8 protein-coding genes and 1 CRISPR repeat array are annotated in these 11,613 nt (G+C 67.4%); all 8 genes read right to left on the bottom strand.

Annotated features, from left to right (window positions below; all coding sequences use genetic code 11):
- Positions 1-131: 131 nt before the first annotated feature.
- A CRISPR array of direct repeats spans positions 132-2,783; the repeat unit is 29 nt; unit sequence GGGTCTATCCCCGCGGGTGCGGGGGAGCC.
- A gap of 63 nt (positions 2,784-2,846) precedes the next feature.
- From cas2e to cas3, 8 genes are read right to left on the bottom strand one after another with little or no spacing between them, the layout of a single operon-like run.
- A complete protein-coding gene (gene cas2e / locus EOW65_RS17045) occupies positions 2,847-3,140 on the bottom strand; it encodes a type I-E CRISPR-associated endoribonuclease Cas2e (RefSeq protein WP_128151488.1) in 294 nt (97 codons plus the stop codon).
- The gene (gene cas1e / locus EOW65_RS17040) at positions 3,140-4,018 is read right to left on the bottom strand and encodes a type I-E CRISPR-associated endonuclease Cas1e (RefSeq protein WP_128151486.1); all 879 of its coding nucleotides are present in this window, start codon (positions 4,016-4,018) and stop codon (positions 3,140-3,142) included. The genes cas2e and cas1e overlap by 1 nt, the downstream gene beginning before the upstream one ends.
- Positions 4,012-4,761 carry a type I-E CRISPR-associated protein Cas6/Cse3/CasE gene (locus EOW65_RS17035; protein ID WP_128151484.1) on the bottom strand — a complete coding sequence of 250 codons (750 nt, stop codon included), beginning with the start codon at positions 4,759-4,761 and terminating at the stop codon, positions 4,012-4,014. Before EOW65_RS17035 ends, cas1e begins: the two co-directional genes overlap by 7 nt.
- Complete coding sequence (gene cas5e, locus EOW65_RS17030) at positions 4,758-5,420, bottom strand: type I-E CRISPR-associated protein Cas5/CasD (protein ID WP_128151482.1); 663 nt, start codon at positions 5,418-5,420, stop codon at positions 4,758-4,760. Before cas5e ends, EOW65_RS17035 begins: the two co-directional genes overlap by 4 nt.
- Positions 5,417-6,553, bottom strand: coding sequence for a type I-E CRISPR-associated protein Cas7/Cse4/CasC (cas7e, locus tag EOW65_RS17025; RefSeq protein ID WP_128151480.1), 1,137 nt, complete (start codon positions 6,551-6,553; stop codon positions 5,417-5,419). Before cas7e ends, cas5e begins: the two co-directional genes overlap by 4 nt.
- Positions 6,546-7,040, bottom strand: a complete 495-nt coding sequence (casB, locus tag EOW65_RS17020) for a type I-E CRISPR-associated protein Cse2/CasB (RefSeq protein WP_128151478.1) — start codon at positions 7,038-7,040, stop codon at positions 6,546-6,548. Before casB ends, cas7e begins: the two co-directional genes overlap by 8 nt.
- Positions 7,027-8,544 (bottom strand): CRISPR-associated protein Cse1, encoded by a 1,518-nt coding sequence (locus EOW65_RS17015; protein WP_128151476.1) that lies wholly within the window; start codon positions 8,542-8,544, stop codon positions 7,027-7,029. The genes casB and EOW65_RS17015 overlap by 14 nt, the downstream gene beginning before the upstream one ends.
- On the bottom strand, positions 8,534-11,071 hold the full coding sequence (gene cas3, locus EOW65_RS17010) for a CRISPR-associated helicase Cas3' (protein WP_128151474.1): 2,538 nt from the start codon (positions 11,069-11,071) through the stop codon (positions 8,534-8,536). The genes EOW65_RS17015 and cas3 overlap by 11 nt, the downstream gene beginning before the upstream one ends.
- Between the last annotated feature and the right edge of the window lie 542 nt (positions 11,072-11,613).

Raw genomic sequence — 11,613 nt, 5'->3', positions numbered from 1 at the left:
TCGTGATTTCTGCGTTTCGACATGTTCTGATCTCCTCGTTCTTGGAGACCAGCAGACGTCAGATCGTAGCTTCCGTCACTGTCCAATTTTCGGGGAGGTGCTCATTCTGATACGCCGTCCCGGCCACCCGCGGGTCTATCCCCGCGGGTGCGGGGGAGCCCAGCGCACGACCATCTGGCTCGGCTGATAGTCGGGTCTATCCCCGCGGGTGCGGGGGAGCCTTCCATGCGTCCTGCGGCAGGATCGCGGCCGAGGGTCTATCCCCGCGGGTGCGGGGGAGCCCCGAGGATAGGAGCCTGACACGCCAATCCCCCGGGTCTATCCCCGCGGGTGCGGGGGAGCCGCCGCCGCACGCGCCTCGAAGATCATCCTCCAGGGTCTATCCCCGCGGGTGCGGGGGAGCCCAGTCGATCGGCTGCGACCGCGCGATCATCGAGGGTCTATCCCCGCGGGTGCGGGGGAGCCACGCCGGATCTCCTTTCAGCTCTCGCATGGAGGGGGCTATCCCCGCGGGTGCGGGGGAGCCCGAAGAACAGAAGATCCTTCGCCGCCGGAATGGGGTCTATCCCCGCGGGTGCGGGGGAGCCTTTCTTGCTTATGCGCCGCTCTATGCCTTCGGGGGTCTATCCCCGCGGGTGCGGGGGAGCCAGGGTCACGAAGCCGTAAGGCCACAGGGACCAGGGTCTATCCCCGCGGGTGCGGGGGAGCCTGCCTTCTTCGCCCTGTCACCAAACCACCACGGGGTCTATCCCCGCGGGTGCGGGGGAGCCGAGATCGGTGGGGCACTTAACCGACTGAAGAAGGGTCTATCCCCGCGGGTGCGGGGGAGCCGGCCTGATCGATGGACACGCTGCGGATGTCGCGGGTCTATCCCCGCGGGTGCGGGGGAGCCAAGCCGAAGTTCGTGACGCCCGACTATGCGAAGGGTCTATCCCCGCGGGTGCGGGGGAGCCCAGCGAGATGTGATCCGCGAAGGGGCCGAGCAGGGTCTATCCCCGCGGGTGCGGGGGAGCCTTCCTGACCGTCGGCGCGGTCCGGGGTCGTCTGGGTCTATCCCCGCGGGTGCGGGGGAGCCGTGCTGCCCACCCGAATCGGCGCGCGGCATCAGGGTCTATCCCCGCGGGTGCGGGGGAGCCGGTGGGGCGCGGTGGTCGTTCTGGCGGTGGCGGGGTCTATCCCCGCGGGTGCGGGGGAGCCTGAAAACATTGCTCTTTTGCGCAAGATCCCTTGGGTCTATCCCCGCGGGTGCGGGGGAGCCGTGCCCACGTGGCTTGAGGTCCGCCGCCAGCGGGGTCTATCCCCGCGGGTGCGGGGGAGCCTTGGGTGCGCGAGGAGATTGGGGATGGCCCTGAGGTCTATCCCCGCGGGTGCGGGGGAGCCCAATAAAAACAATAGCTTATGAGTTTTTCAGGGGGTCTATCCCCGCGGGTGCGGGGGAGCCGTCATCGGTAACGCTGATCGTGCCGCCGGGGCGGGTCTATCCCCGCGGGTGCGGGGGAGCCAGACCGTAGTGCACGTAGGTGGCCTTGAGCTGGGGTCTATCCCCGCGGGTGCGGGGGAGCCTTCCATATGTAGCATGATAGCGCTACCGGCCATGGTCTATCCCCGCGGGTGCGGGGGAGCCTTCCATATGTAGCATGATAGCGCTACCGGCCATGGTCTATCCCCGCGGGTGCGGGGGAGCCGGTTCAAATGGGCACCCAAACAGGAGCTTTTCGGGTCTATCCCCGCGGGTGCGGGGGAGCCCGAGGTGATGCTCGTGCGCGCGCTGCACACGAAGGTCTATCCCCGCGGGTGCGGGGGAGCCGCCTATGATCCGCCTCGCTGGAGCCGGCGCGAGGGTCTATCCCCGCGGGTGCGGGGGAGCCTCTCGGCAATGTTCGGGGCGTCATCCATGGGGGGGTCTATCCCCGCGGGTGCGGGGGAGCCACCGGAGAACCTCGTCATCGCGATGTAGCGGAGGGTCTATCCCCGCGGGTGCGGGGGAGCCTTCGGCATGGGGGTTCCTTTCTTGGATCTTAGGGGTCTATCCCCGCGGGTGCGGGGGAGCCGCCCAGCAATAGGCGATGGCGGTGGTCATTTGGGGTCTATCCCCGCGGGTGCGGGGGAGCCAGATACCAGGCCGCGCCGGTGCCGCCCTGGAAGGGTCTATCCCCGCGGGTGCGGGGGAGCCCGGGAGAGCTTTTTATCAGCCAGTGATGGGGAGGGGCTATCCCCGCGGGTGCGGGGGAGCCCTTTGTCCTGCCTGCCGCTCGATCTCCTCTCAAGGTCTATCCCCGCGGGTGCGGGGGAGCCTGGCCCTTGCTGGCAGCGAAGAAATCATGGACGGGTCTATCCCCGCGGGTGCGGGGGAGCCGAGCAGGGTCGACGGTGAGCTATATGGTCGGAGGGTCTATCCCCGCGGGTGCGGGGGAGCCGCGAGCAGCTCGATCTGGCCGGCGCAGGTCGCGGGTCTATCCCCGCGGGTGCGGGGGAGCCTCTTCGGTCATGCCGCAATGATCGAGGAATAGGGGTCTATCCCCGCGGGTGCGGGGGAGCCATGTCGCCGGCCTGCACCGCGGCGCGCAGGTCGGGTCTATCCCCGCGGGTGCGGGGGAGCCCGAAGAGGACCGAAGCCTTCGTCACCATAGATGGGTCTATCCCCGCGGGTGCGGGGGAGCCGCATTCTTGTGGGGGTGATGCGACTTGATCGAGGGTCTATCCCCGCGGGTGCGGGGGAGCCCGGCAGACCACGCCCCAACGAACGCGCTAGATGGGTCTATCCCCGCGGGTGCGGGGGAGCCTCTCAGGACTAATGCGCTGAATTCATAACGATTTCAAAGAGCAGGAGGCGAGTTTTTTCCCGACTACTTTCGTTTAACGAGTAAAATGCCATCGGCGTCAACGATTGTCTTTGGCGGCTCGCCCAAAGTTTCGATGCGGAGATTTCCGGGCGCCTTGGTATCGCGCCACACCATCGTCAGAGAGCCGCGGCCGAGCGCAGACCACCAATCGGTCATCACCGACCACACCCGGCCCCTCACGGCGGCGGACATCTCGGGGGCGACATAGACGCCGGGCGAGACTTCCAGCATGACCGATGTCAGGAAGCCGCGATAGCGCATCTCGACGTCGCGGGTAACGATCATGGTCAGGGGCATCAGGGACCGCGGCCTTCGATCAGGGCCTTGATCCGCTCGATCATCTCGGGGATGACTGCTTGCTTCGCAAGGGCTGCTCCGGTCATCCGGCGCGTTACCCTCTCGATGTTCTCGGAAGGGCGCTCGGTCACGAGCTTTGCGGCCTTGAAGGCGCAGGGGATCGTCAGGCTGTCGCGGTAGAGATCGGCCACATCCAGAACGAAGCTCTGGCCCGGATCCTCATGGATGAAGCCGAGTTGCGGGATGGTCGCCGTGGCACAGACGGCGATGGCGGCGGCTGCCTCGACGGCACTTGCTGCATGATTCAGGGCCTGGTTCGGCAGATCGGAGGCCATCGGATTGCCGCGGTCATAGCGGCGCCCCTGCCATTTTACGCCGATCCTCTGGGCCTGCAGCGCATAGGTCTCTTTCATCCGTGCCCCCTCGATGCCGCGCAGCACATCGAGATCGGCATGAGGGAAGACCTCGCCCAGACGAAGGGCATACATCCGGCGCGCAGTCATGACGCGCAGGTCGTCGTCTGCCCAGATCCGCGCCTGAAGCCGCGCCAGGCCGGAACGATCGGGGATCATCGGCGGTGCGGTGTAAAGCCGCACGCCATCCTCACCGACCGCTGCGAGGGCCGTTCGCGCGTGGGCGAGCAGGCGCAGGGCGTCATGGCTGACGGTCGACCCCGGGCCGAGCAGGATGATCGAGACACCCTGCAGCGGAATGGCATAGTCACCGGGCTCGAGTGCATCCGCCGGGGTGCTGTCGCCTTGCTCGAAGGCCAGCGTCCCGTCACGAGAGGTCAAGGCGCCGCGGGCAAGGTAGAGACACCCGGCTCGGTCGGCATAGGGCACCTTTGCACTCTCGAGACCGAGGCGTCCTTTCAGCATGACTGTCCCCGCTGCGGGGGGCGAAGCAGCAGCATGCCATAGCCATAGCTGCGATGGCGCCCAATACCATGCCCCAGCAGCTCTGCGAAGGCAGTGGGATCGGTGATGGTCAATGTGCCGTGCACCAAGGCATCCGGGCCCTCCAGCCGCTTGCCGTTGCGCTGGATGCGGGTGCGACGGAAGCTGGCGAGCCGGGTCGCGGTCAGATCCAGCATCGCCGCCGGAGCGAGACGTTCAGCAAGCCAGCCCAGATAGACATCTTCGCGCGATGCGGTCTCGCCGCGCAGCGCGGCGGCGAGGAAGGCATCAATCTCTGCGCCCTTGCGGAAGCTGATGTCCTCGCCGTTCTTGCCGGTTCCTGCGAGCGTGGAAGCGAGTCTGACAACTGGGCGAAGGCGCAGGTCGAAGCCGAGGCGCTGGCCTTCGGTCCAGCCCTCTGCGGGACGCGGCAGGCTGCGCAGACGCTCGAGGTCGATCACCTCGGCCTGGGCCGGGGTCAGGACCGAAAGCGCCTGTCGCCGCAGGTCCTCTGCAGTCGCGCCGGCATAGGCATAAAGCGTGCCGGTTTGTGCCCGCGGCGCGACCATCAGGCGAAACGGCTGCAGCGCTGCCGGGCCAAAGGCCTCGCCGAGCAGATGATGCAGTGCAAGACCTTCGTCGAAGGGAGTGGCAAGCGCGCGCGTTCCCGCCCAGCGATGCAGCGCTTGCAGCGACAGTGGCAGCTCGATCAGATGCAGGCTCATGGCAAAACCCCTTCGCAAACCTGGCGGCTGCCGCCATGCAGGCCGCTGACCCAATTGCGCAGATCAGCGAGGTCGCTGGCGGTTCCTGCGCCAGAGATCGGCCATAGCGCCCGTCCCGGAACACCGAGAGCGAGGAGCGCGGCATGGGCGTCCTCACCTTCGATCCAGCCGGCAAAAAGCGGGGCAGAGGGCAGGCAGGGTTTGCGACCGATGAAGAGTGGTCGGGCAGGGCGTTCCAGCGCCTCGGCCACCGCATCGAGATCGGGGGCGTCGTCGGGCCGTAGCTGCAGGACAACGTGGCAGTCGTGATCGGCCAGATACTCGCGCCGACGGCGATGCGGGCTGTCATAGGTGGCGCCCGCACGTTCGTCAGGGCGCCCCCAGGTTGTCCAGCCCCGATCATTCGCCTCGAGCTTGGCATTCTGGCTGTCGGTCAGCAGCCGTCCCTGGGCCGCGATCAGGGCGCCGAAAACAAGGCGGTCCTGCAGCGCCTGATGCCGGGCGCCTTCTTCACGTCGCCAGCCAAGCGCATTCGCCAGCAGCCCGGTGAGCGCCGAGGCGGACGGAAAATCGCGGGTCGGGCCGACATGGTCGATCGCCACACCGCCGAAAGACATCAGCGGTGCTCTGAGGTGCAGGTGCAGCCAGCGCTCTGTCATGCCGCAGGCCCGGTCAGCAGCTCGGGCAAGCCCTTGGCGAAGGTCGCCAGATCGGCGAGCGTGCCGCGCCCCGCTCCGGGGATCTCGGCATTGGTCAGCGACATCACGCGCCGGGTCTCGCCGGTGGCATAGGCGGCGTCCAATGCGGCCAGATGATCGGCGAGCTTGCCCACGGCGACAGAGGTATTCGCGGGGCAAGCCGTGCGGAAGGCCTCGGCGAGCGAGCGGGGCTGACGGTCGCCGGCCTCGACCAGCATGAATGCTGCGCGGGAATAGGGTGCCGTCGAGCCGAGCTTGGCGCCGGGCGAAACCTCGGCGATCAGATAGAGCAGGTTGTGCAGCACATCTCCGGCCAGGCGCGCGTCTCCCCCCAGATTGTCGAGAAGGCCGGGCAGGTCGACCACGACATAGCCATAGAAGAGGCCCGAGGTCAGCTCGGTCTCCTGAATGGTGTCGGCGCCGGTATCCTCGTCGCGGGCGAGGTCGTCGGCGGCGATGAAGTAATCGCTTTCGGCTTCCTCGGCATGCACGGTGAAGGCATGGGCGACATGGACGGGTGCGTCGATATTGGCCTTCGGGTCCGAGGTGACCATGCGCCCGAAGAGCGCTCCGGTCAGGCCGCCGGGCAACTTCGCGCCTTCGCTTAGGGCCTTCAGATTGGCCTTGTGGGCCTTGTGCCACTCCTTCGCGAGTTCGGCCGCGCGTTTGGCGTCGCCGGCCGCTTCGGCCACCAGCCGCTGTGCTTCGGCCTTGAGATAGGCCACCTCGACCGCGCCCAGAAGCAGGGTCTGCCTTGATTTCTTCTCTGTACCCTTATCGCCGTAGATGGCGGTCAGCATCGCCTCGCGGATCGGCTTCAGCACCGCTTCGTCATGCCCTTCCGCCCATTCGTCGAAGACCTTGCGGTCCACTGTCTCACGCGAGCGATAGGCCTCGTCCGCGCCAGCAATGCGACGCAGGCTGTGCGGGTCGTCGGCCAGACGCCAGTGGCGCTTCAGGCATTGCGAGCTGACCCGGGTGCGCAGGCTGCCGCCGTAAGGGAGGCGCTTTGCCAGACCGGAATCGTCGCGGTTCAGCAGGGCGGCGGTATAGGGCGCCAGGAAGTGGATTTGCAGGAAACGCGGGTCAGTCATCTTGGGGTTCCTCGGGTTTCGAATGGTCAATCTGTTGGTAATAGGAGCGGGCAAGGCGGCTGGTGTTCTCCGGCCAGAGAATTGTGCTGGCGAGATCCGTGACGTCGACGCCGGGCACCTTGCGGGCCAGCATCCGGATCGCGCGTTCGAGTGTATCGTCGCGCGCGCTCCCACGGGCCGCGATTAACCTGGCAAGACGCTGTTCGCTGAGCCCGGCCTCGGCCAATGCTGCGCCCAGAGGCCGCTTGTCGTCATGGATCGAACGCTCGCGGCTCGCGGGCGTCATCAGGGCCACGAGGCGGGTGAACAGCCGCCATGCGGGTTCCTGCGCCTGCGGGATCGCCAGCCGGGACACCTGCCGCCAGAACAGCGCTCCGCCCGCAGGCCCCATGCGCCGGGCTTCGGCCTTGTCGCCCGGATCGGCCGCGGCCAGCGCCGCGGCGATGGCGAGCGCCCGGCGCCCGGTTTCACTGTCAGGCGTCGACATGACTGTCCTCCTCTGCTGTCAGCTTGCGCATCGCGTTTCGCAATCCGCGCTCCAGTGCCTGCCGGCCGCGGGCTTCGGCCCGGGGCCGCATCAGCGTGGCGCAAGGGATCGCCGGAAGCGCACGAGCGAATTCGTCCCTTGCGATGCGGGAAAGGGTTTCAAGAAAGTCCCGGCGCAGCGGTGCGAAGCCATCATCCGTCGTGACGGCCATGCGCGCCCAGAGCTGGGGAAAGAACAGCTCGTCCGCCCGCCGCCGCAGCAAGGCTCGGGCTGGTTGGCTTCGCGCGTAGTGCGGCTTTGCCACCTTGTCGCGATCCCCGCCCGCGGCCACAAGCGCAAGCCCGTTACGCAATGCGAGATCGACCGAGGCGATCTCCTCGAGCAGTTCCTCCGCCACGGCGACGGGCTCTGCTCCGAAAAGCTTGCTCACCATCGCGACAGGGACCGGGACGATGCGCGACTTGAAACCATCGGTCTTGGAGTTGCCCCGAGCAAAGGCCTCGGCCACCAGAAGCATCGGCTCTGTCGCCTCGCTGGCGTGCAGGACCGTCAGCGGTGGTGGGGCCCATTCCGGCGTCTTGCTGAACAGCAGGCGCACCAGAAGCTCGTGCGTCCAGTCCTGATCGCCGAGCGTCAGGCTCTTGCCTTCGGCGAGGTGAACCGGCGCCCAGGGGTCGCCCGTGTTCCCCTTGGCCTCTTTTCCGGCGATCCGCGCAGCCTTGGAGGTGCTGCGCTCGGCGCCGATCGTGCCATCCCGTTCAACGAGGCGGATCCGCCGGCAGACCTCGATGAACAGCGGGTCGAGCTGTGCAAGGTCCAGCATCCGCCCATCGGGCCAGGGGGTTTGCCACAGCAGCGTTTTGCCGCTGACGCCATGGCGGGTTTCAAGCAGGCGCGCGACGTCACGTGCCCACCACGCCGAAGGATCGACCACGGCTGTTCCGGGGCGGGTCGGCGCCAGCCCGAGCAGAACGCGCGAGGAGGAGCCGCCATTCATCCGGGCGATGCCATAGTTACCGGCACCGCCGAACCCCTCCATGGTCTGCAGGCTGACCAGCGCGAAAATCCAGTCCTGCGGTGCAGCCTCATGTGCGATCTCGCGCTTCACATCGTGATTGCGCGAGGTGATCAGCATGTCGAGCGCATCCGGTGTCGCGACGGCAGACCATTTCAACCCGCCGGGATCGGGGGGCTGAAGAAAGGCCGGCCGGCTGCGGTCGGCTCCGATCAGGTGCCATGGCTCGTCCTCCGGGAAGTCTGGGGTCAGCAACCGCAGTGCCGTACGCCAGCCTTCGGCGTCTTTCGGAATGTCGCGCCGCCCGGCAGCGTCGAGCGCCATCACGGACAGCTGCACCAGAAACATGTGCCAGGCCGGGCGCTGATGGGGGCGCAGCGCCGGAAAGGCTTGCACCTCGCCCTGCGCCATTGTGGCCAGCAGCTCGGGCAGGCTGCACCAGCCCGCATCGGTCTGGATCAGAGGCTCCTGCAGCAGATCAAGCGTCATCTCCCCCTCCTTGTTGCAGCCCGTCCGGGCCGTAAATGAATGACCTGTCGGAAATGGTGATCCTGACGGGCAGGCCGGGCGTGACCGATGTGGTCTCCTCTCCCGTCAGCCCGCGCGACCAGTGTGCCGGCAAGGCCAGCCTAGTGATGGGGCGGCCAAAGGCCCCCGCAGTGCCGTCCGGCAGCATCAGCACCACGCCTTCCTCGCCCAGACGGGTGCGGATTTTCTCGTCATCGGGAAAACACCGCACTCGCCCGTTCGGCATCAGCATCGGCACCGTGCGGTCGAGCACACAAAGCCCGGCCGTCTGCATCTCGGCGAGCGCCTTTCCGGTGACGCGCATGCGATAGCTCTGCCAGCCATGCGCTTCGGCAACCTGGTCCAGCGCCTCCGGGTGGGTAGCGGCCTCAACGAGCGCGCGGTTCATCGCGGGGATCTGCCAGACCGGATGCTCGATGATCTGATCGAGCGTTGCCGCCAACCCCGGCACGTCGACGTAAACGCCCGACAGGCTGGGGCCGTTCTCGAAGGCGCCCAGCCCGTTGTCGGCCCTGTGTGTCAGCGGGTCGAGCCCATCCTCCGGGCACAGGATGACGGCTCGGGCCGAGGCAAAGCCGTCGGGGCGAGGCCGCTTGTGGCGATGCAAGCGCCCGATCCGCTGCAAGAGCACGTCGATCGGGCACAGGTCGGTGATCAGGAGATCCGCGCAGAGGTCCAGTGACTGTTCCAGCGTCTGCGTCCCGATGACGATGCGCCCGCCAAGGGGACTATCCTTGCCGATGGCCAGCTCGACCGCGCCATCGAGAAGCGCCCGATCCTCGGCGGCGAAGCGGCTGTGGTGCAGGGTCGGGATCTCGTTCACCGAAAGCAGCAATTCTGGCACGCTCTCCCGGCAGGCGGCGAAGGTCTCCTGTGCCCGGGCAACTGTGTTCCGGATCACCAGAACGCGGGCGCCTTGTCGGGCGGCCTCGATGGCAAGGCGTGCGGCCTCGGCGCCGGACCAGCCGGAATGCGCCGTCACCTGCACGGTCTTTGCGCCGCCCGGATCCGCGACGACCGGGTGCAGGCCCTTCGAGGTCCAGACGGCCGGGTAGGGCAGCGCAGCATCTGCCGCCAGATCGCCGTGCGCCTCGCCTCTCCACTTGCGCCGGGCCGCTGCGCCCAGCGTGGCAGACATCAGCAGGACATGACCGCCAAGTGCCAGGTGGCTGCGCACCACCGCCCCCTGCGTCTCAGTCATGTAGGGATCCGAGGCATGCACCTCGTCGATGACCAGCAGTGCGCGCGACAGCGCCGTGCCGCGCAGATGGGCGAACTTGACCTGCAGCCCGCCGAGCGCAACCTGATCCACGGTGCCGACTGCGACGCGGGCTGCAAGGTATCGGGCGGAATGCTCTGCTGCCCAACGGGCCGGGCGTTTTTCGCCGTCATCCCAGAGGACATCGAAATCGGGAAGGCGCGTGCCAACGGCATCCCCGGCCACCGCCTGGCCCGGGATGGCTAGGACGGCTTCCGGCGCGACCTCGAACATCCGTCTCAGGGCAAGGGTGATGCGGCCATGCAGTTGCCGCGCGGCGGCGCGGGTCGGAACCGCGAAGTAAAGCGCGTCCACTTCACCCGCCTCGAGCAGCGCCGCGAAACGCCACAGCGCGGCTTCGGTCTTTCCGGCGCCGGTTTCCGCCTCGAGCAAGATCAGGTGTTCGTCGGCCGGCAGCGCGCCGAGCGCCTGCTGGGCGGGGCGGGGCGCAGGGTGATCCGAGATCAGCCCCCATCCCGCGGGACCGCGTAGCGGCGGACTGGTGCCAAGCTCGATCGTCGCCACCCGTGCCTCTGCGCGCTCCTGTGCGGTTTGCCAGTAGTCCGGTCTGAACTGCGCCTCGAAGGCAAAGGCGCGCCGATCCGACCCGACCCAGTCGGCAAGCGTGAGCAGGCCGCAAAAGAAATGCAGGAAGGTCGGGGCCGGCGGAGGTGGGGCGGCCTTGGCAATTTCGGGAAACCAGTCCAGCAGTGCCCGGCCGAGAACCGTTTCCTCCGCCTGCCAATCATACCCGGGCAGCAGCGGAAACGCCTTGCTCGCCTTGCCGCTCCCGGGTTTCTGTACAGGGCGCCCGTGATGGGCGAAAAGTGCTGCCAGCCATTCCCCCATTCCGGGCCACCGCGCGAGATGCGCAATCGCGCCCGCCAGCGCATCCTGCCGCGGCAGATTGGCCCAGAGCCAGCCGCATTCCAGATGCCCGCGCAGCGTGAGGCCATGCCCTTCGGGCCAAGCCTTGGCCTGAAATCCGGGGGCGAGCTTGCCGATGTCGTGCAGGAAGACCAGGGCGCCAAGACAGCGCATCTCATCTGCCGCAAGTGCGCGCCCCAGCGCGGCCTCTGCGCGAGCGCGCCAATGAGGTTGATCCAGCAGGGCAAGGAACACCGCCGCCACGTCCGCGGAATGATGCGCCAGATGATGAGTTTCTGCGCCATGGGCTGCGGACTTACCCCAAGCGGGGCGACCATCTGTCAAAAAGCCCAATGACGTCATTTGAATTCCATAATATCTGTGACAATTTTTGTGCGTATTCTAATTGAAAATCAAGTGCTTTCGATGCTCTGCATCACGAAGGCCGGCTCCCTCTGGGCAACGAAATGCCACGAGAACTGCTGGGCGGCGTAATCACGGATGCCCTTTTACGGGCATGCTCCCCCGGCCGGCGAAGGCAGGCCGGGGCAGTCCTTCCAGCCCCTAGTGGGCGTAATTCGCGGCGAGCCAGAGGAGGCCCGCCATGCCGCCGACCGTGGCGATCCAGCTCAGCAGGACGGTGCGCCTCTCGGATGGGTGGTTCCGCGGGACGGGTTCGCCACAGCTGCAGTAGATCTCGCCTGCGGGAACGGGCTTGCCGCATGCCGCGCAGATCGTCCGCGGCGTGGGGGCCGCTTTGCCGGGGCTTCCCCCGCGTTCGCCTGACGGCGGCGGGGCGTGCCTGGCCGCTTCGGAGGGGGCTGAGCCGGGGGTGGCAGACGGTTGGCCGGAAAGGCCGGTGTGATGTCGCATGGTGTTTCCGTGATGGCATGAACCGCGCGCCC

The sequence above is a fragment of the Paenirhodobacter ferrireducens genome (assembly GCF_004022265.1).
GTDB lineage: Bacteria > Pseudomonadota > Alphaproteobacteria > Rhodobacterales > Rhodobacteraceae > Rhodobacter > Rhodobacter ferrireducens.
Note: the sequence above shows the minus strand (reverse complement) of the source record. Positions and strands in the feature narration are given on the sequence as shown.

Coding starts and splice junctions, on each gene's coding strand:
- cas2e (WP_128151488.1), bottom strand. CDS start 3,140: ATGCCCCTGACCATGATCGTTACCCGCGACGTCGAGATGCGCTATCGC.
- cas1e (WP_128151486.1), bottom strand. CDS start 4,018: ATGCTGAAAGGACGCCTCGGTCTCGAGAGTGCAAAGGTGCCCTATGCC.
- EOW65_RS17035 (WP_128151484.1), bottom strand. CDS start 4,761: ATGAGCCTGCATCTGATCGAGCTGCCACTGTCGCTGCAAGCGCTGCAT.
- cas5e (WP_128151482.1), bottom strand. CDS start 5,420: ATGACAGAGCGCTGGCTGCACCTGCACCTCAGAGCACCGCTGATGTCT.
- cas7e (WP_128151480.1), bottom strand. CDS start 6,553: ATGACTGACCCGCGTTTCCTGCAAATCCACTTCCTGGCGCCCTATACC.
- casB (WP_128151478.1), bottom strand. CDS start 7,040: ATGTCGACGCCTGACAGTGAAACCGGGCGCCGGGCGCTCGCCATCGCC.
- EOW65_RS17015 (WP_128151476.1), bottom strand. CDS start 8,544: ATGACGCTTGATCTGCTGCAGGAGCCTCTGATCCAGACCGATGCGGGC.
- cas3 (WP_128151474.1), bottom strand. CDS start 11,071: ATGACGTCATTGGGCTTTTTGACAGATGGTCGCCCCGCTTGGGGTAAG.